The organism is Bacillus sp. CH30_1T (assembly GCF_008364765.1).
In the GTDB taxonomy this organism is placed as follows: domain Bacteria; phylum Bacillota; class Bacilli; order Bacillales; family Bacillaceae_B; genus Rossellomorea.
In genome coordinates this window covers 115,479-137,719 of the sequence record NZ_VTUY01000006.1, presented here as the reverse complement: position 1 = coordinate 137,719, position 22,241 = coordinate 115,479, and the positions used below count along the sequence as shown (strand labels likewise).

Sequence of the window (22,241 nt, the reverse complement as noted above, 5' to 3'; positions counted from 1 at the left end):
GTCACCCCCTCTTCCATTCGATCAATCACCATTCATCACCAAGCCGAAATGGCCCCATCGGTCCGTGACTCTGTACCTCCCATTAGAACTCCCGATGTCGGATTTCTCCAAATGATCTGGCCTCTTCCGAAAGATCCGTGATCTGTCGCTACTTGAATATGATGCCCCCTCCTGGCCAATGCCTGGGCAATGTGATTGGGGAAATTGGGCTCAACCAGAACTTCTTTATCCTTTAACCATTGCCACCTTGGTGCATCCAAAGCAGCTTGTGGATTTAAATGAAAATCAATCGTATTCATCACTACTTGGAAATGTCCCTGAGGTTGCATATACCCACCCATCACACCAAATGGACCTATTGCCTCTTCTCCTTTTGTCAAGAATCCAGGAATGATCGTATGATATGTTTTCTTTCCGGGCTTTAGTGCATTGGGATGATCAGGATCTAAAGAGAAATCATGCCCCCTGTTCTGCATGGAAATACCGGTACCCGGAATCACAATACCTGAACCAAATCCCATATAGTTACTTTGAATGAAGGAAACCATATTCCCCTCATCATCAGCAGCAGCCAGGTAGACCGTACCGCCTTTTTGGGGCTGAAATTCTTTTGGAGTGATCGCGTCTTGTTCAATCATTTCCCGTCTTGAGCGTGCGTATCCTTCAGATAACAAATGTTCCACAGAAATCGGCATTTCTTTTTCTTCTGTGATAAATGCTTTTCCATCGGTAAAGGCAAGCTTCATGGATTCGATTTGTTTGTGATATGTATCAACTGCGTCTTTTTCTGATAAATTGAAGCCTTTCACGATATTTAGTCCCATCAAGGTAACCAGCCCTTGACCGTTAGGAGGAATCTCCCAAACATCATAACCTTTGTAGTTTGTTGATATCGGGGTCACCCATTCCGCTTTATATTCTGAAAGATCTTCCTTGGATAAGTAACCACCACACCTCTCGACATAGGAAGAAATCTTTTCCGCGAGCTCTCCCCTATAGAAACTCTCTCCATTTGACTCTGCAATCAACCTGAGAGTCGCGGCGTGACCCGGTGATGTCCATATCTCTCCAATAAGAGGTGCTCTCTGATCGGGTGCAAATGTATCGAACCAGGGCTGAAATTTTTTATCATCTTTAAATAATTCCCTGAATTTCTTATAGGCCAATCCCCAATACTTCCCAAGTACAGGACTGATTGGATACCCTTCTTCAGCATATCGAATCGCTGGTGCCAGCACCTCATTTAATGGAAGCTTACCAAATTTGCTTGATAGCTCTGCCCATGCTGAAGGGGCACCTGGAACGGTTATAGGGACAGCTCCATGCACAGGCATCCCTTCATGCCCTTTCCTTTTAACATCTTCAATGGAAATACTTTTTGGAGAAGGTCCGCTTGCATTCAAACCATGAAGTTCCCCTTTTACCCACACCAGGGCAAATGCATCACCACCAATTCCATTTGATGTAGGTTCAACTACTGTCAGCGCAGCCGCAGTGGCAATCGCAGCATCTATCGCATTTCCGCCTTTTTGTAATATCTCCAATCCTGCCTGAGATGCAAGTGGCTGAGAAGTAGCAACCATTCCTTTCTTTGCAAAAACGGTATTACGTATTGAAGAATACGGTTGATATAAATGATCCATCTTCATAGTAGTTCACTTCCTTTTTCGACATGATGACACGCTACATAATGTTGATCTCCCATATCACGCCAAACTGGCTTCTTTTGCTTACATATCTCTGTAGCAATCGGACAGCGTGTATGGAATGTACATCCCGAAGGAGGATTTGCAGGATTTGGGATTTCCCCTTCCAACCGGATCCTCTTCCGATTCCTCTCGATTGAAGGACGGGGGATAGATGACAAGAGAGCCTTCGTATAAGGGTGCAATGGGTTTTCGTAAAGCTGTTTGGCAGATGCCAATTCAGCCGTGTTTCCTAAGTACATCACCATTACCCGATTACAAAAATAACGTACCACTCCCAGATCATGAGAGATGAATAAATAGGTTAAACCGTATTTTGACTGAAGAGTCTTTAACAGTTTCAGAACTTGTGCCTGCACGGATACATCGAGTGCAGAAACTGCTTCATCACAAATAATGACAGAAGGATTCAATGCTATGGCACGAGCGATTCCTATTCTTTGGCGCTGGCCCCCGCTGAACTCATGTGGATATCGGTCATAATGTTCTTCCTTGAGGCCTACCTCTTTAAGCAGGTCGATTACTTTCTCTCTTCTATCTTTGCTGGACAGCTTGGTATGCATGATAAAAACTTCTTCAAGGGCATCTCCTATTCGCTGTCTTGGATTCAGTGAAGCATATGGATCCTGAAAAATCATTTGCATTTGTTTCTTGAAGGGAAGTCGGTTACGATCGGATAAATGCTGAAGCTCCTGTCCCCGAAAGATCACTTTTCCTTCAGTCACAGATTCTAGCCCTAGTACGGCTCTGCCTAATGTAGATTTACCACACCCGGATTCCCCGACAACACCTAAACTCTCACCCTCAAACATTTCTAAACTGACATCCTCTACTGCTTTCACATGACCTTGAACTCTTTTGAGTAATCCCCCCTTGATAGGGTAGTATTTTTTCACACTTTCTAACTTAAGTATGGACTTTTTGACGGTTGTCGGCACCTTCGTCTACCTCCTGTAGCCAGCATTTCACTCTGTGGTCTCCTTGCAATTCAAAATCATCCGGAACTTGAACGACACACTTTTCCATTGCATAAGGACACCGGGGATGAAAACGACACCCGTTGATTTCTTCATTAATATTTGGAAGTGAACCAGGGATTGCCTCAAGTTCAAAATCGGGTTCATCCAAATTGGGTACAGATTTCAACAATCCCTTGGTATAGGGATGCTGGGGATTTTCAAAAATGGATTCTACTGATCCCTCCTCTACTTTTTCCCCTGCATACATGACCATCACTCGATCCGCTACTTCTGCCACAACCCCCATATCATGTGTTATCATCATAACGCCCATGCCAAGCTTATCTTTCAAATCTTGGATTAAATCAAGGATTTGAGCTTGAATGGTCACGTCCAAGGCAGTAGTCGGTTCATCCGCAATGAGTAATTGGGGGTGACAGGCGAGTGAAATGGCAATCATGACTCTCTGCCTCATTCCTCCACTTAACTCATGAGGATACTGTTTCATTCTTTTTTCAGGATAAGGGATCCCTACTTGCTTCAATAACTCAATCCCTTGTTTATGAGCATTTGATTTATTTAGCTTATGATGTAAAATGAGCGGTTCTCTCAATTGATACCCGATTGTCAAAACCGGGTTCAGCGCCGTCATAGGCTCCTGGAAAATCATTGATATATCCTTACCGCGAATCTTTCTCAGTTCCTCTGCAGATAATTGGGTTATATTCCGATCCTTGAAATCAATACTGCCTTCCTTGATGAATCCATTGCTTGGAAGCAGCCCCATCACGGATAAAGAGGTAATGCTTTTTCCGCACCCTGACTCCCCTACGACACAAAGGGTCTCTCCTTTTTTTATAGAGAATGATACTCCCCGGACAGCCGACACATCACCATCTGCCGTCCGAAAAGCTGTGACTAAGTTCTTTACAGATAATAGATCTGTTGTCATCCTTACCCCTACTCTCTGTAAACGTTGTATAACGACCATTGACCAGTCGGATCTAATTTAAGACCTTTTACAGATTGATCCGTTGCTGCTGTTACCACTCCATGATTCATGACGATGACCGGTGCATCTTTAACCAGTAATTTATTCGCTTCATCCAGTTTCTCAGCACGGACATTCTGATCAACATTTTCTCTCGATTCATTTACGAGTTTATCGAAATCAGGATTACTGTATCGGACACGATTGGATGATCCTACGTTATCTGAATGAAAGTTTGGATATAATAGCTCACTTCCATCTGAAGTTGTATTGGACCAGCCGAGGAACGTCATGTCATATTTTCCATCACGCGCTGTATCTAAGAATGTTCCCCATTCCATTGTCTCAATGGATACTTTCAAGCCTGCTTCCTGTAACTGCGATTGGGCAATTTCTGCCATCAGCATATAACTATCACGATTCGCTACTAATATCGTAAACTCTTTTTCTTTAAAGTTATTCTTTTTCACCAGTTCTTTCGCTTTTTCCAGGTCATGCTGATACCCGGCTTCATTTGCTGACTCATCATACCCGAATACCTTTGGCCCGATTACACTGTTCCCTTCGATACCAAGTCCATTCAACTTTTTCACATATGCTTCACGATCGAGTGCATAAGCTACTGCCTGGCGAAACTCAGGATTATTCATCGGCTCTTTTTCCATATTGAATCCCATATAGTAAACAGGTGTCCCTTCTTGCTTGGATACCTCTACATTCTTTAGAGACTCTACACGTTGTAATTGTTCGGTAGGAATGGCATCAATAAATTGAACTTTCCCTGTTTGAAGCATGGAAATGGCTGTCGTCACTTCTGGTACCACTTTGAAAACGACTTTCTCAAGCTTTGGAGCATCCTGCCAATAACCTTCGTTTTTCTCGATTACCACCTGATCTCCCGGTGTCCAACTTACGAATTTAAAGGGGCCGGTTCCTACAGGTTCCTTCATTAAATTTTGAGATTCATCCGCTGCCGGACTGACAATTGATGAATTTGTATGTGACAATGCTGCCAATAATGGTCCATATGGATATTTCGTTTTAATTTCAACCGTATAGTCATCCACAACATTCACTGACTCAATGGGCTCCAATAGTGATGCACGGGGTGCAGCTGTTTCAGGATCCATAAATTTATCGAATGTGTATTTAACTGCTTTTGCATTAAAGTCCGTTCCATCATGAAATTTAATATTTTCTTTTAGTGTAATAACCCAAGTTTTATCGTCTGGTGTTTCATATGATTCAGCAAGCAAAGGCTCCATTTCCATCGACTCTGGATTTCTCGTGAAAAGAGTTTCATAGACTTGTTCAATGACGTTAGAGGAAACCGAATCGTTTGTTAATATAGGTGAAAGCCCCACTACATCGGAAGTTGTCGCATACGTTAACTCCTGGGAGACTTCCCCGCTACTTTTGTCACCACCTCCACTTGAACTGCTTGAACATGCCGTCATGAAAACTACCAATAATCCTACCAATACGATAAGCCATTTCTTCATCTTACATCCCCCTCTAATTTTATTGATTCAGATCCATGTTTGGATCAAGTGCATCTCTTAAACCATCTCCGACTACATTAAATGCAAATACGATCAGCATGATGGCAACCCCCGGTACGATCGTCATATGTGGTGACGTCCACATAAAGTTCTGACCCTGGGCAATCATGGCACCCCATTCGGGTGTCGGAGGTTGTGCACCTAAGCCAAGATAACTAAGAGCAGCTGTGGATAGTATAGCTGTTGCCATTCTCATGGTGGCGAATACAATGATGGGGGCTATACAGTTAGGTAGAATATGTTTCACCAAGATCCGCAGATCACTGGCTCCAAGTGATTTCATCGCTTGAATGTACTCTTGCTTCTTTACGGATAATACAGATCCTCTTACGATACGTGCGCAAGTTGGGATGGACCAAATACTAATTGCAATCGCCACATTCACTAAACTCGTTCCAAGAACGGCAATGATCAGCATAGCTAGGAGGATACCCGGGAAAGCAAAGAGTAGATCCACAATCCTCATGATGAATCCATCCAGCTTACGGTAATATCCTGACAGGAGACCAAGTGTTACGCCCCCAATCAGCCCCAGACTTACTGCAGTGATCCCAACTACAAGGGAGATTCTTGCTCCAAAGACAATCCTGCTCCACATATCGCGGCCATAGTTATCCGTTCCCAGCCAGTGTCCTTCCGAGAATAGAGGTAACTCACTTGCCGCTAAATCTTGTTTAAGCGGCCCGTGGCTAGTAATCCATGGTGCTGCTATAGCCAGAAAAATTTGGAGGGTTATAATAATCAACCCTATTACGGCTAATTTATTTTTCAGTAAACGTTTTACGGTCGTTATCAGATATTTTTCCTTTTTCTTCAATTGAACGGAGCTTCTTACAGAGTTATTCGTCACCACTTCAGCAGCCATTTTTTCTTTCCTCCCTTCTATTAATCGTAGCTAATTCGTGGATCTATAAAGACATAAATAATATCAACCAACAAATTCACAAGAACAAAGAGCGTTGCCACTAATAAAACGGAACCTTGAACCATTGGGAAGTCCCTGGCTGCTATCGCATCAATCATTAATCTTCCCACACCGTTGATGGCGAAGACCTGCTCCGTAATAATCGTTCCGCCAAGGAGGAAACCGAAGTTCAATCCAATTACAGTAATGACAGGAATCATCGAATTTTTAAGGGCGTGGATCCAAATGATTGTTTTCTCTTTTAATCCTTTTGCCCTGGCTGTACGTATGTAGTCTGCCCGAATGACTTCAAGCATTGAGGAACGGCTCATCCTCGCAATCATTGCGGCCGACCCTGTGCCCAATGTAATAGCTGGAAGAATCAGCTGTTTCATCCCTTCTATCGTCCAAAAAGGAGAATCCAGCCCTCCGACTGGTAAGACCTGCAAATTTACTGCAAATACCAGAATCAGAATTGTTCCAAGCCAGAAGTTCGGTATGGAAATACCTGCTAAAGCCACGACCGTGCTCGAAACATCCAACCAGGAATTTTGTTTTAATGCTGAAATAATTCCAGCGATGAGTCCGATCACTACAGCTACAATCATGCTCGCAATGGCGAGATTCAACGTATTAGGAAACCTGACTGCAATCGCTTCGGATACGGATTGCTTTGTTTGATAGGAATAACCAAAATCACCTTGAAATACCCCTTTCAGATAATCCCAATATTGAACCAAGAATGGATCATTCAGGCCGAGATTATCGCGGATGGCTGCAATATCAGATTCTGAAGCAGTTGGTCCTCCGATAATGGATGCTGGATCTCCTGGTGCAATATGCATACTGCCGAAAACCAGGAACGAAATACCGATGAGTAAAAGTAAAAGCTCAAAAAACCTTCGTGTTATAAGTGCTGCCAATATCTTCAACCTCCTTTTCCTTAGTTTTTTCTTTTACAGCCTACTTACGTTTGTTAGGTCAAAATCAATATTAACTTAACAAACGTAGTTGATTTTATGTTATTGACGATTATATCGGATGCCGAAAGGAAAATCCACACATTTTTCTAAAAAAATTATATATTTTGAATTTTTAGCTTTTATCGGCGTTTTTCAAAAGAATCCAAAAAAAAAGAGCTTACCAAAATGATGGTTAAGCCCTTTTTCCTATAATTTAAGTCCACTTCTACTTTTGAATCTTCTTAGTAGAATGTGACTTTCTACTCTGGAAATGCCCTCCAGAGAATACAGTTCATTATTCACAAACTTCTCTAACGCTGTAAAATCTTCGACTAGTACATGCATATGTAATGTGCTTGGCCCTGTCATTTGATAGCAACTTGCTACACTTGGATTATCGGCTAAGGTTTGAGCGACTTCCACTAAATAAGCTGGCTCACAATCTACTTCAAAGAAAGCCGATACCTGCTTTCCAACTTTTTCAGAATTAATTACCACACTAAATCGCTCTATGACCCCATTTTCCATTAACTGATGTACCCTTTCCCTGACAGATACACGTGAAAGATTCAACTCTTTCCCAATATCAGCGTAAGAAAGTCGTCCATTTTCAGTTAACAACTGTAAAATTTTACGATCAATGTCATCAATCTTCATCACATCACCTCACAAATCAAACATAAAGTATTTTAACAAAGTAAATTCATTATAACGATAAACCAGTTTTGAGAAAAGGGAGTATCAGAATTCCCCGAAAGAATATGAAGGGTATTTCATCACGTTCCTTTAGTCCTTAATCCAGATTAAAAAAAAGATTAATTTCCTCTGAATAAACAGAAGGACCTCCTACTAAAGGAAGTCCTTCTAACTATAGTATCTTTCTCTAAGAGGAGGTTTTCTTGAATTTTCACGAAACCTGATGATGCTCCCATCCTGAAGACTCATCGGCAAAAATGATTCCCAACTCGTGATGATCACCTTCATAGAGGGCTCCCTGCGTAAAGCGGTTTTCCCCGTTTGTCCCAAGTACCTCAAGTTTACAGTAAGCGCCGTTCTTTTGAAGGGCTTCATAAAATGCTCTTTCCGTATTCACTTCCACTCCATTTACTTTCAGGACGATTTCTCCTACTTGCAGCGTCAGTTTCTTTGCAGGAGAACCAGGTAGAATTCCAAGAATCATGACTCCCTTAGACTGTCTTTTAAAGAAGTATGGCTTAGAATCCTCAGCACTTCGGTAGCGATAAGAAATCCATGCCCGTCCTCCCATTGCCACAACAGCTGCCCCGATTGAAAACATAGGAGCCCAGAATCCTGTTACAGCCAGTGTCAATACGAATGCACCAAGCCAGAAAACCCTGTATCCCGTATGCTTAATCGCAACTTCAGGCAAGGTACTTTTAACAAGCTGCTGAAAACCAAGTAGAAACGGCACACAAAGGAGAGAATACGTCTCTGTCCCCAATGTAAACACCGGCCACCATTCAAATGGAAGGGTCAATGTTCCGGTAGGAATCAGCACAAACATCGGCACAAGCCACAGTTTCTTCCCTTGATGGGCACCTACTTTCAGTCCACGTGCACTTTTAAGTAGACGGGGTGAAGTATGCTTCCACCCGTTCAATCGAATCAGGCTTCCTTCAATCATCGTCAATATACCAAGAAGCACGACGATGGAGCTCAGCAGCCCTAAATTCAAGTTATCTACATATGTATTCACATAAGGGATATCCCACTGAAAATAATCCACCGCAACCAGGATAAAATACGAAAACCCTACCGTCATGGTCGCAGACATGAGGTGAAAACGACTCGTTAGTGCGAACAGGATGGATACCAACCCTATTAGCATAATTCCGGCGAAAGGAATCACAACCCCTGCTCCCACTGTAACGACAGAAAAAAGCAATCCAAGTACAACACCATATGAAAATAAAACCCGCGTATCATGATATCCGTCCAGCAATCTCGTATTAAAGTCTCTTCGTTCTCTTTTGACACGATAATAGCCCGTCATGATAGCGAAAAACACAGACAAATATAAAACAGGATGAAGAAATAACTTTCCAAATCCCTTCAAGACCTCCAGCAACCAAATCTCAACCAATGATCCGTCACCACCTTTTTCAAGAAAATTTGCATTATCTACTATTTTATCAAAAGAATCCATTAAAACCTATTGCAATTTTATTTGATAGTTTTACGATTCGATTTCATTTCCGACAGTATTCTGCATATTTTCCCGGGAAATGATGTCGGATAGACAGGAATAACAAGTGAATATGTGTGATTTTTCAAAATAAAAATTGGGAGCCAACCATCATGATGGTTGGCTCCCAATTTATTAATGCTGTGCTGTTCTTTCAATATATTCTAAAGCCGCCTGCAGCTGCAGATCATTCTTCTCATTCTTTACCGCTTCAAAGATTTCTTCCTGTAACTTTTCCGCTGTTACAGTATCAATAATCCCTGTAACATCAATGCTCTCCTGACTTTGGAAATCCTTTACGGCCTTTTCTGTTTTCTTACTGAAATATCCATCCACCCGATCAATGGAGAATCCAAGTCCTTGAAGCATTTCCTGGGCGTTTTGAATCTGTTCATTGTTCATCCCTTCTTGAAGGGGCTTTTCAATTTGAAGCGGATGGGCATAGAAATAGGACGGCTGTCTGACAGGGATATCCGGTTTGATTCCCTTTTTATGAATCCAGTTTCCATTGGGCGTCAGCCACTTGAACATCGTCAGCTTGATATTGCTTCCATCTCCCATTGGAACGGCTTGTTGTACCGTGCCCTTTCCAAAACTCTTCGTTCCGATGAGTGGATAACCTTCAGCCTCTTTTAATGCACCAGCGAGAATTTCGGAGGCAGAAGCACTTCCTTCATCAATTAACACCACCACAGGGTACGCTTTTCTTGCTTTGCTATTTGAGAAGGATTTCATCACTTCCCCGCTGCGTTCCTGAATTTGCACATATGGCTTTTTCTCTGTTACGAACTCTTTGAGGATTTCTTCCACACTTGAAAGGAGACCTCCTGGATTCCCTCTCACATCAAGGACCAATCCTTCTACCTTTTTCTTCTCAAGTTCTTCTAATTGCTTTTTAAAATCAGCGGCTGTATTTTCTGAGAAAGTAGTAATCTGGATGTATCCTGTTTTCTTTCCATTGACTTCCTTCACATCAGAGATGACCGTCTCGACAGGAATCTCATCACGTTTCACAGAAACTTTAATGGGATCCGTCAGTCCTTCCCGCGTAATCTCCAATTGAACCTCAGTACCCTTTTTCCCTCTGATTTTCAAGGTAGCTTCGTATAGGTCAAGTCCTTCGATGCTATTTCCGTCTACTTTAATGATCCGGTCATTCGGTTTCAACCCCGCTTCTTCCGCAGGAGAATTTTTAAAAGGAGCGACAATGATCAGCTTTCCGTCCATGATCGTGACTTCTGCTCCGATTCCTTCAAAAGAAGAATCCAGAGCGTCATTAAATTGCGATGCCGTTTCGGCATTCATGTAAACGGAATAAGGGTCATCCAGAGTCTTCAGCATTCCCTGAATCGCACCTTCCACCAGTTGCCCTTTATCCACATCCTGAAAGAACTTGTCACTAATCAAGTCATACGCTACTTCTACTTTGTGTAGCTTGTCATTAAGCTCGCCTTTTCCGTCAAACTGAGCAAGCTCGTCCCCATCCTTGCCCGTCCATTCCAAGCCGCCATACATTCCTCCAGCACCGATCAGCATGCTAATGATGATTGTGATGATGAGCTTTCTGCCCGTCCACTCCATATATTCCCCTCCAGCTTGTTGTTGGTCTTTGTATAGATAAGAGTGGCGCGACTAAGGACGCCAGCCTTTCTTATCCAACGAAAAAGACACCACACAAAAACGCGCTAAGGCGGTGCGGTGTCTTTGCTTATCTAACTATATGCCGGAGGGGGACGAGTTATGATAAGGCGATCCTTATATTCCAGTAAAAACTCTTTGAACGTGATGGTTTTGAAGGTGAGAAGCAATGATTCCTCCCCACTTTTCAAATTCCACTAGGAACCCGTCATGACCAAAGGAGGTGGAGATAAAGTAATGTTTACTCTTTGGGACAAGATGTGTAAACTCTTTTAGATACCCAGGTGAATAAATTAAATCTCCTTCATAACTTATCGAAATCAGTTCGCACTGGTAGTTTCTCGCTACCTCTTCTGTTCCTCCTCTTCCCCTTCCGATATCATGTGAGTTCATCGCTTTCAGCAAGGTAAGGTAGCTGTTTGGGTCAAACCGCTTTCCTAATTTCTTTCCTTGGTAATCGAGATAGCTTTCGACATTGAACAGTTCGTTTTGCTTTTCACGCTGGAAACGATGGTCGAACAGTTCCTGTGTCCGGTACGTGACCATTCCAACCATTCTCGCAATCTCTAACCCTTTTAAAATGGAGCCTGGTGGATAATACCCCTTTTGAAACTCAGGGTCCTTTTCAATCGCTGTGATTCCGATGTGATTAAAGGCGAGACCGTAATCATTTAAGGCAGGAGTGACGGCAAGGGCGAATACTTTATTTATATAGGCAGGATAGAGGGCTCCCCATTCTAAGGCCTGCATCCCTCCCAGTGAGCCTCCGATGACCGCTTCCATGTGGTCGATTGAAAGTTGTTGGAGTGCTTTATATTGGGCATGGACCATGTCCCTTATCGTAATACTAGGGAAGTCCGGACCGTAACGCTCTCCCGTATGTTGATTGGTGGACGCCGGTCCCGTACTTCCTTCACATCCTCCTAATACATTAAAGGCAATCACATTATAATGTTCGGTATCAATATACGACCCCGGACCAATCAGTCCGTCCCACCAGCCGCGGTCTTCACTCGTCCCCTTTACGATATGGGTCCCGGTGAGAGCATGGCAAACCAGGATGGTCGGTCCTTCTTTGTTTCCTGTTCGTTCATACGTAAGATCTACATTTTTCAACGTGGTGCCTGACTCTAATGTTAGGGATGGGATGGTAATGGAGCTAACTTCATATGTGTATAGCTTCTCCATTCCTCCACCTCCTTTTTTGATGTTGTGGCGGGGGTGATCAGGATTCCATTCCGGATACCCCCGCGAATAAAATAGTTGATTTTGGACTGTTTTTTGGATATTTGCCATTATGGGCGTTGAGAATTCATCGTTAAGTCTATCGTCAAGAATTCAGATTTTCATTCGAGGGGACGGCGAGCAACCTGTTCGCTGATATATTGGGAATTTCGCTGATAAAAGCCCGATTTCGCTGATATATTCGAAATTCCGCTGATAAAATCAAATTTCCGCTGATATCTCCCTTACATAGATCCTGGATACCCTATATATAGTACCTAAATCCACTTTTTCACCCTGTAAAGTGATTTCAATTACGATTTTAGGGTTAGTTTCCCCAGTTTCTATTATACCAGTGATGTTTCCAACGCCACTTCAATGGCATGATCTAAGTCCTCGATCAGGTCCTTCGCAGACTCTAATCCAACAGAAAGTCTCACAAGATCCTCGGTTACCCCTGTCGCACGGATTTCCTGGTCGTTTAATTGTTGATGGGTCGTAGAAGCCGGATGGATGATCAGTGATTTCGCATCCCCTACATTAGCAACATGAGACCAAAGGGAAATGTTATCGACTACTTTCCGTCCTGAATCTCTACCACCTTTAATTCCGAAGACGACGATGGATCCCGCTCCGTTCTTCAAATATTTTTGAGTAAGTTCATGAGACGGATGCTGCGGCAGCCCAGGGTAAGATACCCAAGCGACACCATTATGCTGATCTAAATGCTCCGCAATCTTAAAGGCATTCTCTGTGTGACGTTCCATGCGAAGATGCAGCGTTTCTAATCCCTGCAGCAGCAGAAATGCGTTTTGGGGACTTAAGCACGCCCCTAAGTCACGAAGCAGCTGCACTCTTAATTTTGTAATAAAGGCTGCCGGTCCGACATCCTGTGCGTAGCGCAGTCCGTTATAGCTACGGTCCTCTTCCGTGAAGCCTGGGAATTTTTCATGATTCCAATCAAACTTTCCACCGTCAATGACGACTCCCCCGATTGCTGTACCATGACCGCCAATCCATTTTGTTGCAGAGTGGATGACGATATCAGCTCCATACTCGATCGGCTTACATACATATGGAGTGGCAAAGGTATTATCGATGATCAGTGGGATGTGATGGTCATGAGCCACTTTTGCTACCTCTTCAATATCAAGCACATGTAGACTTGGATTTCCGATCGTCTCAGCGAATACAGCTTTCGTTTTTGGCGTAATCGCTTTACGGAAATTTTCCGGGTCAGTCGGATCTACAAAATGAACCTTGATTCCGTATTTCGGAAGGGTGGTCGAGAATAAATTATAGGTTCCACCATAAAGATTGGTGGCTGCTACAATTTCATCACCTGCTCCAGCTAGATTTAAGATTGATAGTGAGATAGCAGCCATTCCGGATGAAACACCAAGTGCTCCGATTCCACCTTCTAAAAGAGCAAGGCGCTTTTCCAACACGTCTACTGTCGGGTTCATGATACGGGTATAAATGTTTCCCGGCTCTTCAAGGGCAAATAATTTTGCAGCATGATCACTGTTATCGAAAACGTAGGATGTCGTTTGATAAATCGGCACTGCCCTCGAACCTGTTGATGGATCCGGCTCCTGGCCACCGTGAAGTAAAAGTGTGTCGAAATCGAATGATTTTGTCATTGATAATTCCTCCTAAATGGTTTTGGTGTTTGGGTTTCCGTTTTGCGGTTGGATATTTTGGACGTTTGCCTGTTAAAGTTTGTTGGAATTTTGCCTGTTGAATTTAGGTGATAATTTGTCTGTTGAATTCGGAATGATATTTGACTGTTAAAATAATGCGTTTTTTTAACAGTTAAATACCTACTCATCCACTCATGTTAAATTTCGGCCAAAATTCCACTGTTGAACTCAGAAACTGAAAAATCAAAGAAGTATATTTTCCTAAGAAGATAGAAGAGGAAAAAATAAAAAACCCTCTTCCTAAGAAGAGGGTCTAATTTAATAGGGTCCTCCTCTTATCTTTCAGGCAGATCGCCTGCAGGAATTAGCACCTTTTCATGTGACGCATTACTGCGTACATGAAGGTTGCCGGGTTTCATCGGGCCTAGTCCCTCCACCTCTCTGGATAAGAGCATGTAGTTGTCAATGTGAAAATTCTTGCGTTGAGATGAATTATAAGGGGTAACCGACCTCAACGTCAAGAGTATTTTTAGAATTTTTACATTATTTAATTTTTAATAGAAGCTGTAATCGCTTCGTTAAATTGAACGACGATGTCTTCCCCGTCTTCAATACCTATCGATATGCGTACGACATGTGTATTTATTCCGAGTTTTTCCTGAGCCTCTTTTGGAAGGGCACGGTGAGATGTTCCTAATGGATAAGAAACCGTCGTCTCCACGCCGGCCAGAGAAGGGATGATTTTAATCCATCCAAGTGATTTGAAGAATGTGCTGATGTCACATGTGTTGGATAGCTCGATCGTAACGATGGCTCCATTTCCCTTATCCGATAAATCCGTTGGGTAATAGACTTCCTTCACAAATTCATTTGAACGGAGGTTCTCCGCCAGAACTTCTGCATTTCTTGCTTGGGTTCCCATACGAAGAGCCAATGTTTTTGCTCCGCGGCAAGTCAGCCACGCTTCAAATGGACTCAAATTTGACCCGATGTTGACAACTTTCTCTCTCGCTTTTTGAACAAGCTCTTCTTTTCCCACGACGACACCTGCTGTGATATCACTATGTCCTCCGATATACTTCGTGGCACTGTGAGCGACAAGGTCGACTCCTTCCAAGAAAGGCTGGCGCAGAAACGGTGTGGCAAATGTGTTGTCAATCATGGTTTTCAAGTTGTGTATTTCAGCGAATTCGACCATTTTCTGGATTTCTTCCACTCGCATAAACGGGTTCGTCACCGTCTCACTGTAAAGGAGTTTGGTTTGTGGAGTAATGGCTTCCTCTAATTCTTTCACACTTGTAAAATCAACGAATGAAGTAGAAATACCGAATGATTTCAGCTCTTCTTTCAGCATATGGAACGTACCGCCGTATAAATCCTCGGCGGCAATGATATGATCGCCTGATTGCACAACAGCGAGGATTCCAACAAGGATGGCCGATAATCCAGAAGAAGTCGCGACACCTGCTGGAGCTCCTTCCAAGTCTGCTACCATCTTACCAAGCTCGTCTGTATTTGGATTTCCCGTTCTCGTATAGAGATAGGGGGATTTCCCTTCATAGAAACCCTCCAACTCTTCTAAAGAGGTAAAAGAAAAGGCAGATGTTTGGTAAATCGGTGTCGTCTTACTGCGGATTTCCTCAGTCCCTTTTAACTGACTATGTACGACTTTCGTTGTGAACTTCATCTCTGTCATCCTTCCTGAATCTATGTATTTTTAAAAGTGTATCATATTCAGAAGATTGTGAGGAGTAGGATGTATTGCAAGAAATAAAAAAACACCTGCCCAATTGCAACAGGTGCTCACCGTTTATTGAACGTTATCTAAACATCCGATCAAGCGATTTTCAATATTCACTGCCAGGCTTTTCAGTTTATCGTTATCCACCATTTCGATCAGCTTGCTAGGTTTTGCCATACCGATCTTGGTTGTACCGCCTTCTGTGTATACCGTCACTTTGCAAGGTAGGAAATAGCTTACGAGCATGCTTTCTTCCAGCACCTTCTTCGCTTCGTGAGGATTACACACCTCTAATACGACTACCTCTTCATTGAAATCAAGGCCCTTATCCTGCAGTTTCTGAGCAAGATTGAGATTCCATAACACGCCGAAGCTTTCATCTTTCAAGGCAGTTTCTACTGCTTCCACTGCTTCTTTCACACTCATTGAAACTTCCTTTGTGTAATGAAACATGTTCACATCTCCACCTTTATCTTTCTCTGAGTCTATATTCTGTTAATACCTCATAGTGTATCAGGTCAAACATCCCTATTTAGAGGTCCGTCCCTCTCAATTATTCCATTCCTTCAACCATTTTACCCATCATGTCTTCGTTCATGGGGCCGACGATTTTGTGTTGGATGATGCCTTTGGTGTCGATCATGTAGGTGGTCGGGATGGTGAATGCCCGGTATTCGTCTCCTATTGCTCCCTTTTCATCCATCGGAATGGGGAAGGTGAGTTCGTAGCCGTCGATAAATTGATGGACGGCCTTTTCCCCATCGTCTATGGAGGTCAGATTGACGGCAAGGATTTCAACGTTTTCTTTCTCCGCATTCTCTTCGTAGTAACTCTGCATATGGGGCATTTCCGCTTTACATGGCGGACACCAGGTAGCCCAAAAGTTCAAGATTACTTTCTTACCTTGATAATCTGAAAGCTTTACATCTTCACCATCTAAAGTGGTTAATTCAAAATCCGGAGCGCGGTCCCCTTTTGCGAGCCCCTGCTCTGCATTAGAAAGATCCATGGATTCATTGGCTAATTGAGCGGCCTCTTCCCTTGCCTTCTTTTCCTGCTGATCCTGAAAAAAGTTCGCTAAGAAGATGCCAATCAGAAGCGCAACGATGGCCAATGCAAAATTTCGTTTATTCATTCTGTTTCCTCCTTACGTTTAAAAGAAAGATGAGATAAGTCATCATGATCAAATACGTCCAGGCGGTGACGGTCAATTCAAATCCTCCAATGAAGGCACTTAGAAATAACTGGACCAAAGTAAACATAACCAATAACTGTCCTGCCCAGATATCGCCGCCGGGATCACTTGTTTTTTTAATGAAAAAGACAAGGATTAATAGATTGAGCACAACTTGGATACCAGCTACAAGATAATGGTGATGAAGCATATGAAGGACAGCTTCAAAGACAAGAACTGTGACCATCCATGAAATGATGATAGTAGCCGGATGATCTATTTTTTTAACAAATATGTAAGTTAGAGCTGCTATCAGTCCTAACCAGTACCCAAAGACTCCTCCATGAAAATAGAGGATTGTAATGGGATGCTCCATAACCGTTTGAAAGTCAACCACAATCACACTCAGCTTCCAGACGAGTAAAAAACTAAAAATACTATTCGAATACCAGTCGCTCGCCTTTCTATTCCAAAAATAGAGGAACAAGAAAGTGAGTATGAACGAAGCGATAATGGCTCCCCAAGAAGCCGGGAATGTGAAGGAGCCTATGGAGTACCATTGTTCAGTCATAGGCATTCCCCTCCCTTCAGATACTTTCTGGCTTATCTATTATTCTTTCTAACAACAATATAATAAGCCGATGGATGCAAGTGACCTACTATTGTGTGGAATCCGGATGATTGGAGCTGTCGATCGAGTTCCTCGGAAGAAATCCGATGATTTAAAGGCGGTCCCATTTCTGATTCTACCTTTTCCCAATCAAGGATCAGCCAAATTCCATCTTCCTTCAGCATATCGTGTAAATCCTGAAATACTTTGATCAGATCGGGAACTTCGTGCAAGACGAAAGCGGATACGATTTTATCCAAAGTACCTTTGTTGAAACTGAGGTACTCAAGGGATGATTTCTCGTAAATAATATTGTCTACATTCTCTTCAGTGGCACGGTGTTTCAGGTACTCCAGCATTTCCTGTTGCAGATCTACCGCCTGGACCTTTGTTTCAACCGTTTTGGCAATAGGAAGCGTCAGGTAGCCATTGCCACAGCCTAAATCGGCGACGATATCGTCTTTATTGAGTTTGAGAAGTTCGAGTACTTTGTCCACCGGTACGAGCTCTTGACGTTTTGGATCGAGGAGCTTTGAAGCTTTGTGATGTTCAAATAAATCTCCGGTCATCGGGGTTCCTCCGTTCGGTAAATATACCCTGTTATGTATTAGTATCTTAAATCTTTTAAATACAAGCAAGTTATTTACTCATAGTGTATCCTATAGGAGAATTATTACAGATAGTGCGGGGAAATGTGTGTCGAATTTTTGAATAATAAAAGGATTCTCCCTGATGGGAGAATCCTTTATTCCTTAATTAGGGCTTTCGTAAAAGGATTTTTTCCATAATGCTTTTCTTCAAAAAAATTATTTAAAAACCGCTTTATAAAAAGAAAATCACCTGTTCATTTATATCCCGGTATTCTCATTTAGAAACCTCTTCATAACGTAATGATTACGATTTAAACTCTATACTTCTACTTCTTATTTAGTATAAGCATGATCCATGGAGAAGAAGAAGTAACTTGAATTTATTGCTTCTGGTCCTTTCATCGACTGTATGGTGTCTGTATAATCAATCCATGTTACATTTAGCAGCTTCTGATCTAATTTCGTATTAATCTCTTGTTCGATATCCCTCATCCGTTTCATCAGCTCTCCAAAGCTCATGTTAAAATGAGAGGCTGCCTGTTGATGGGGAGAATGTTTCACAAGTAAGGCCATAAATTCCTCTGACGTCTCGGATCGGCTCGCCAATTCATCTTCAAGACCGACCACATATTGATAGATGTCCCTTTTTTCCTTTGGCAGGCCTTCAACAATATCCCTTGCGACAATTTCCATTAAATGTTCGTTCATCGTAGTCACCTCGGCATGAGTCTATACCTCAACCTATTCTTTCTGACAGGAATACATGCACTAGTTCATGTTGTATTTTTTCAAGAAGCGTTCTGCACGGCCTCCACGATCTGAGAACTTCTGTCGTCCTGTATAAAAAGGATGCGTGTCTGAACTTACTTCTACTTTTAATAAAGGATACGTGTTCCCGTCTTCCCACTCAATCGTTTCATTGGATGTTCTTGTAGATCCTGTTAAAAAGGAAAAACCGCTGTTCGTGTCCATAAATACCACCTGTTGATAATCTGGATGGATTTCTTTTTTCATTCTTACTCCTCCTTATAGTTTCGTGGATTACCAGCTTGATTTTTTGACGCCAGGTATATGCCCTTTATGAGCAAACTCCCTAAAAGCGATACGGGACATCTTAAATTTACGGAGATACCCCCTCGGTCTCCCTGTCACTTCACAACGACTATTTAATCGTGTCGGTGAGGAATCCCTCGGCAGCTTTCTTAACGCTTCATAATCACCCTTTCCCTTTAACTCCCTGCGCAAATCTGCATATTTCTGAACAAGCTCCTGACGCTTCTTCTCTTTTACTACCTTTGATTTTTTAGCCAATGTGATTCACTCCTTTTTGTTAATCGTAATGATTACGTTTTAAAACGCATATGGCTATTAAACCATACTCTTTTTCTTTTTGCAATGATATTTGCCTACAACCTGCAGGAGAGTACTCCCCGACGTACACACTACTGTTGAAACATAGATAAAACCGAATGCCATTCGAGACCGGCATTCGGTTTTTATGTATTCTTATGCTGCTTTCAATCCCTCTAAAATAAGCATAAAATATTTAACTGTATCTCCGTTGCGACGATTGATTATATCAATATCAGCTAGAATTTTTTTAACCTCTTCAGCACCCAGACTCTGGATAAGCATTTCACTGATTTCTTCTGCTGTATATTCACCAACATAGGTATGCTTTAATGCAGTACGGTTCCTTCTACAAAAACTTCTTAATTGCCTTTTTAATTCAGTCGATTCCAACATCATCATCCTTACTACAGATTCAAATCCTACTATACTGGACATATAGATAAAAAAATCCCACCAGAATGGCAGGCAAAATGATACTAATAAACGTCCTAATTAGTATTCATTGTAATCCATTATTTTCGGTAAGCCGGCGATCATTATTGTATTATAAAAAATGGAAGACCCTTGGTTTTGAGTCCTAATCTTTCAATTAGATTGCCTTTACGAAGGACTATACAAATCATTATTTTAATATTTAGGTAATATAGTTGTCATTATACTAGAAGGAAAAGGATATGAAAACAGTCATGAGAATAATATTCCATTCCATTTCCTTACATCTTAATGTAATGAAGACCAAATGAAATATATCAATAAAAGAAGAGGCTGGGACAAAACAAAAAAACCACGACATCAAGACGAACAATTTCAGTGTAGGTTCTTAATACCGCTAATGATTTCCGTGCAAGACTTCGCTTTCCGCGGGTAGCCCGTGAGCCTCCTCGGCAAGCCTGCGGGTTGGAAAGCGGAAGGGCTTCGCTCAGAGGCGGTTGGCATAAGGCGGAGCGGGCTTGAAGGCGTTCTTTGCCTTCATGGACGATCTGCCTTATGACATTTGCCTCTAAGCCCTATAGCTGGACAAGTCTCACATAAGCTACTCTTCCCGCAGGAGTCTTCGTCTTGCACTCCAATCAACCGCTAGAAAGAGCTACATCTAAATGTCCATTTGAACAAATTAAAAACCCGAACTAATTTGCCACTTAGAATGCAAATTAGTTCGGGTTTTAGTTAGGCTAAAACACTTTTGTCCCAGCCTCCTTTAAAAGCTTAGACGACTTCTTCATAAATCGGTTCCGCTTTTCTGAGCTTCTCTACTTTTTCTTCTTCTCCTGTGTTTGCATTGATAAATNCTCGGCAAGCCTGCGGGTTGGAAAGCGGAAGGGCTTCGCTCAGAGGCGGTTGGCATAAGGCGGAGCGGGCTTGAAGGCGTTCTTTGCCTTCATGGACGATCTGCCTTATGACATTTGCCTCTAAGCCCTATAGCTGGACAAGTCTCACATAAGCTACTCTTCCCGCAGGAGTCTTCGTCTTGCACTCCAATCAACCGCTAGAAAGAGCTACATCTAAATGTCCATTTGAACAAATTAAAAACCCGAACTAATTTGCCACTTAGAATGCAAATTAGTTCGAGTTTTAGTTAGACTAAAACACTTTTGTCCCAGCCTCTTTCTAATTAAAAGTTAATATATAGACGTGGGTTTACAGCATTTGATTTAGATGCATTCCAAGAACCTGCATGAAGCTCAAAGTGTAAATGCTGTCCGAAAGAATATCCTGTGTTACCCATGTAACCGATTCTGTCACCTTTGTTCACTGCTTGTCCAGTGCTTACTGATGAAGAAGCCATGTGGGCATAAACCGTGGTGAACGTTTGACCATTGATTGAGTGAGTGATGTAAACGACATTTCCATAGCTTGAGCTATAGTGGCTCTTTATGACATATCCATCAGCTGCTGCTGAGATTGGAACACTGCCTCTTGCCGCGATATCCGTACCATAGTGGAAACGTTTCTTACCGTTTAATACATCCCAGCCGAAGTTTGTTGTAATCGTTCCAGAAGCTGGGGCTGTCCATGCACCAGCACTTACTGGAGCACTTGGAGCTGTAGATGTAGAATCACTGCTGTTTGTTGCTTGTTGTTGTGCTGCTGCACTTTTTGCCGCTTCAGCCTCCGCTTGACGCTTGCGTTCGATTTCACGCTGGCGTGCAAGTTCCGCTAAACGTGCTTGTTCAGCCTGGATTTCACCTTCAAGCTGGTGTTCCATTTTAGAAAGCTCATCAGATTCAGTTTGAAGATCTTTTTTCTCCACTTCCAAAGATGCCTGCTGTGCTTCTAGCTGCTTGAATAGATCCGCTTTTTTAGATTTTTGACTATCAAGATCTTTTTTCAGAGACTCTAAACTTGCTTTAGTCGACTCTAAATCTGCAAGCTTGCCTTCTACTTCTTCTTGTTTCTTTTCTAATTTAGCCTGATCACGTTTTTGTTCGTCCATGATTTTCTTATCAGCACTAACAATCGTGTTCACTGCTGTTACACGGTTGATGAAGTCACCGAAGCTGTCCGCCCCAAGTAGTACATCAAGATAATTTGCAGAGCCGCCTTTTTCCTGGATCGCACGGGCACGTTCTTTTAATAGTTCGTTACGTTCTTCTATCTTTTGCTTTAGAACTTCAATTTCTTCTTTAAGTTTATTGATTTCTTCAGTAGTTTCGTCAATCTCTTTTGATTTCTCGGCAATCTTTGTTTCAGTATCTTTTAATTTTGTACTGATTTCAGCAATTTGTGATTGAATTTCTTGTTGTTTATTGATGTTTTGGTTGATTTGTGATTTTTTCTCATTAATCTTGCCATTGATTTCCTCTTTTTTAGAAGAAATGCCTTCTTGTTGCTTCTGTAATTCCTCCACGGAGGAATGAGCGTTAGCAGTTGTCCCTAACGTTGGTAGACTTCCGATTGTTAATGCTGCTGCAATTGATAATGATATGAAATACTTCTTGTTCAAGCGGCATGCTCCTTTCAGCTTCTATCAACCTATC

General features: G+C 42.3%; 21 protein-coding genes and 2 riboswitches. All 21 genes read right to left on the bottom strand.

Going from position 1 to position 22,241, the window contains the following annotated elements:
• Positions 1 to 35: 35 nt before the first annotated feature.
• Positions 36 to 1,649, bottom strand: coding sequence for a gamma-glutamyltransferase family protein (locus F0342_RS13970; RefSeq protein ID WP_149156533.1), 1,614 nt, complete (start codon positions 1,647 to 1,649; stop codon positions 36 to 38).
• The gene (locus F0342_RS13965) at positions 1,646 to 2,644 is read right to left on the bottom strand and encodes an ABC transporter ATP-binding protein (RefSeq protein WP_149156532.1); all 999 of its coding nucleotides are present in this window, start codon (positions 2,642 to 2,644) and stop codon (positions 1,646 to 1,648) included. The genes F0342_RS13970 and F0342_RS13965 overlap by 4 nt, the downstream gene beginning before the upstream one ends.
• Positions 2,613 to 3,617, bottom strand: coding sequence for an ABC transporter ATP-binding protein (locus tag F0342_RS13960; protein WP_149156531.1), 1,005 nt, complete (start codon positions 3,615 to 3,617; stop codon positions 2,613 to 2,615). The genes F0342_RS13965 and F0342_RS13960 overlap by 32 nt, the downstream gene beginning before the upstream one ends.
• A gap of 8 nt (positions 3,618 to 3,625) precedes the next feature.
• Entirely contained in the window at positions 3,626 to 5,158 is a 1,533-nt protein-coding gene (locus tag F0342_RS13955) for a glutathione ABC transporter substrate-binding protein (RefSeq protein WP_149156530.1), read from the bottom strand.
• Between the two features lie 19 nt (positions 5,159 to 5,177).
• On the bottom strand, positions 5,178 to 6,083 hold the full coding sequence (locus F0342_RS13950) for an ABC transporter permease (RefSeq protein ID WP_149156529.1): 906 nt from the start codon (positions 6,081 to 6,083) through the stop codon (positions 5,178 to 5,180).
• Positions 6,084 to 6,103: 20 nt separating this feature from the next.
• Complete coding sequence (gene nikB / locus F0342_RS13945) at positions 6,104 to 7,045, bottom strand: nickel ABC transporter permease (protein WP_149156528.1); 942 nt, start codon at positions 7,043 to 7,045, stop codon at positions 6,104 to 6,106.
• A gap of 246 nt (positions 7,046 to 7,291) precedes the next feature.
• Positions 7,292 to 7,741, bottom strand: a complete 450-nt coding sequence (locus F0342_RS13940; protein ID WP_148970246.1) for an Lrp/AsnC family transcriptional regulator — start codon at positions 7,739 to 7,741, stop codon at positions 7,292 to 7,294.
• Positions 7,742 to 7,991: 250 nt separating this feature from the next.
• A complete protein-coding gene (locus F0342_RS13935) occupies positions 7,992 to 9,251 on the bottom strand; it encodes a PDZ domain-containing protein (protein ID WP_262481748.1) in 1,260 nt (419 codons plus the stop codon).
• Between the two features lie 174 nt (positions 9,252 to 9,425).
• The gene (locus tag F0342_RS13930; protein WP_149156526.1) at positions 9,426 to 10,871 is read right to left on the bottom strand and encodes a S41 family peptidase; all 1,446 of its coding nucleotides are present in this window, start codon (positions 10,869 to 10,871) and stop codon (positions 9,426 to 9,428) included.
• Between the two features lie 174 nt (positions 10,872 to 11,045).
• The gene (gene metX / locus F0342_RS13925) at positions 11,046 to 12,116 is read right to left on the bottom strand and encodes a homoserine O-acetyltransferase MetX (protein ID WP_149156525.1); all 1,071 of its coding nucleotides are present in this window, start codon (positions 12,114 to 12,116) and stop codon (positions 11,046 to 11,048) included.
• A 383-nt stretch (positions 12,117 to 12,499) separates the two neighbouring features.
• Positions 12,500 to 13,795: an O-acetylhomoserine aminocarboxypropyltransferase/cysteine synthase family protein gene (locus tag F0342_RS13920; RefSeq protein ID WP_149156524.1), complete on the bottom strand. Its 1,296-nt coding sequence runs from the start codon at positions 13,793 to 13,795 to the stop codon at positions 12,500 to 12,502.
• Between the two features lie 332 nt (positions 13,796 to 14,127).
• A riboswitch (SAM riboswitch) is annotated at positions 14,128 to 14,247 on the bottom strand.
• Positions 14,248 to 14,342: 95 nt separating this feature from the next.
• Positions 14,343 to 15,482: a trans-sulfuration enzyme family protein gene (locus F0342_RS13915; protein WP_149156523.1), complete on the bottom strand. Its 1,140-nt coding sequence runs from the start codon at positions 15,480 to 15,482 to the stop codon at positions 14,343 to 14,345.
• 123 nt (positions 15,483 to 15,605) lie between these two features.
• Entirely contained in the window at positions 15,606 to 15,989 is a 384-nt protein-coding gene (locus F0342_RS13910) for a DUF302 domain-containing protein (RefSeq protein WP_149156522.1), read from the bottom strand.
• 100 nt (positions 15,990 to 16,089) lie between these two features.
• Positions 16,090 to 16,671 (bottom strand): peroxiredoxin family protein, encoded by a 582-nt coding sequence (locus F0342_RS13905; protein ID WP_149156521.1) that lies wholly within the window; start codon positions 16,669 to 16,671, stop codon positions 16,090 to 16,092.
• Entirely contained in the window at positions 16,664 to 17,281 is a 618-nt protein-coding gene (locus tag F0342_RS13900) for a hypothetical protein (protein ID WP_149156520.1), read from the bottom strand. The genes F0342_RS13905 and F0342_RS13900 overlap by 8 nt, the downstream gene beginning before the upstream one ends.
• A 32-nt stretch (positions 17,282 to 17,313) precedes the next feature.
• Entirely contained in the window at positions 17,314 to 17,889 is a 576-nt protein-coding gene (locus F0342_RS13895) for a class I SAM-dependent methyltransferase (protein ID WP_149156519.1), read from the bottom strand.
• Positions 17,890 to 18,243: 354 nt separating this feature from the next.
• Positions 18,244 to 18,618 carry a hypothetical protein gene (locus tag F0342_RS13890; RefSeq protein WP_149156518.1) on the bottom strand — a complete coding sequence of 125 codons (375 nt, stop codon included), beginning with the start codon at positions 18,616 to 18,618 and terminating at the stop codon, positions 18,244 to 18,246.
• A 60-nt stretch (positions 18,619 to 18,678) separates the two neighbouring features.
• A complete protein-coding gene (locus F0342_RS13885; protein WP_149156517.1) occupies positions 18,679 to 18,924 on the bottom strand; it encodes a type B 50S ribosomal protein L31 in 246 nt (81 codons plus the stop codon).
• Positions 18,925 to 18,951: 27 nt separating this feature from the next.
• A complete protein-coding gene (gene rpsN / locus F0342_RS13880; protein WP_149156516.1) occupies positions 18,952 to 19,221 on the bottom strand; it encodes a 30S ribosomal protein S14 in 270 nt (89 codons plus the stop codon).
• Positions 19,222 to 19,416: 195 nt separating this feature from the next.
• A complete protein-coding gene (locus F0342_RS13875) occupies positions 19,417 to 19,653 on the bottom strand; it encodes a hypothetical protein (protein WP_149156515.1) in 237 nt (78 codons plus the stop codon).
• Between the two features lie 127 nt (positions 19,654 to 19,780).
• Positions 19,781 to 19,872: riboswitch (cyclic di-GMP riboswitch) on the bottom strand.
• 1,003 nt (positions 19,873 to 20,875) lie between these two features.
• Positions 20,876 to 22,207, bottom strand: coding sequence for a murein hydrolase activator EnvC family protein (locus F0342_RS13870; RefSeq protein ID WP_149156514.1), 1,332 nt, complete (start codon positions 22,205 to 22,207; stop codon positions 20,876 to 20,878).
• Positions 22,208 to 22,241 lie beyond the last annotated feature (34 nt).

What these genes read in the sequence shown, in the direction of transcription:
- metX (WP_149156525.1), bottom strand. Translation starts at nt 12,116, where the DNA reads ATGGAGAAGCTATACACATATGAAGTTAGCTCCATTACCATCCCATCC.
- F0342_RS13940 (WP_148970246.1), bottom strand. Translation starts at nt 7,741, where the DNA reads ATGAAGATTGATGACATTGATCGTAAAATTTTACAGTTGTTAACTGAA.
- F0342_RS13960 (WP_149156531.1), bottom strand. Translation starts at nt 3,617, where the DNA reads ATGACAACAGATCTATTATCTGTAAAGAACTTAGTCACAGCTTTTCGG.
- F0342_RS13930 (WP_149156526.1), bottom strand. Translation starts at nt 10,871, where the DNA reads ATGGAGTGGACGGGCAGAAAGCTCATCATCACAATCATCATTAGCATG.
- F0342_RS13950 (WP_149156529.1), bottom strand. Translation starts at nt 6,083, where the DNA reads ATGGCTGCTGAAGTGGTGACGAATAACTCTGTAAGAAGCTCCGTTCAA.
- F0342_RS13970 (WP_149156533.1), bottom strand. Translation starts at nt 1,649, where the DNA reads ATGAAGATGGATCATTTATATCAACCGTATTCTTCAATACGTAATACC.
- F0342_RS13900 (WP_149156520.1), bottom strand. Translation starts at nt 17,281, where the DNA reads ATGACTGAACAATGGTACTCCATAGGCTCCTTCACATTCCCGGCTTCT.
- F0342_RS13905 (WP_149156521.1), bottom strand. Translation starts at nt 16,671, where the DNA reads ATGAATAAACGAAATTTTGCATTGGCCATCGTTGCGCTTCTGATTGGC.
- F0342_RS13920 (WP_149156524.1), bottom strand. Translation starts at nt 13,795, where the DNA reads ATGACAAAATCATTCGATTTCGACACACTTTTACTTCACGGTGGCCAG.
- F0342_RS13890 (WP_149156518.1), bottom strand. Translation starts at nt 18,618, where the DNA reads ATGAACGAACATTTAATGGAAATTGTCGCAAGGGATATTGTTGAAGGC.
- F0342_RS13955 (WP_149156530.1), bottom strand. Translation starts at nt 5,158, where the DNA reads ATGAAGAAATGGCTTATCGTATTGGTAGGATTATTGGTAGTTTTCATG.
- F0342_RS13910 (WP_149156522.1), bottom strand. Translation starts at nt 15,989, where the DNA reads ATGTTTCATTACACAAAGGAAGTTTCAATGAGTGTGAAAGAAGCAGTG.
- F0342_RS13935 (WP_262481748.1), bottom strand. Translation starts at nt 9,251, where the DNA reads ATGGATTCTTTTGATAAAATAGTAGATAATGCAAATTTTCTTGAAAAA.
- F0342_RS13915 (WP_149156523.1), bottom strand. Translation starts at nt 15,482, where the DNA reads ATGAAGTTCACAACGAAAGTCGTACATAGTCAGTTAAAAGGGACTGAG.
- F0342_RS13895 (WP_149156519.1), bottom strand. Translation starts at nt 17,889, where the DNA reads ATGACCGGAGATTTATTTGAACATCACAAAGCTTCAAAGCTCCTCGAT.
- F0342_RS13885 (WP_149156517.1), bottom strand. Translation starts at nt 18,924, where the DNA reads ATGAAAAAAGAAATCCATCCAGATTATCAACAGGTGGTATTTATGGAC.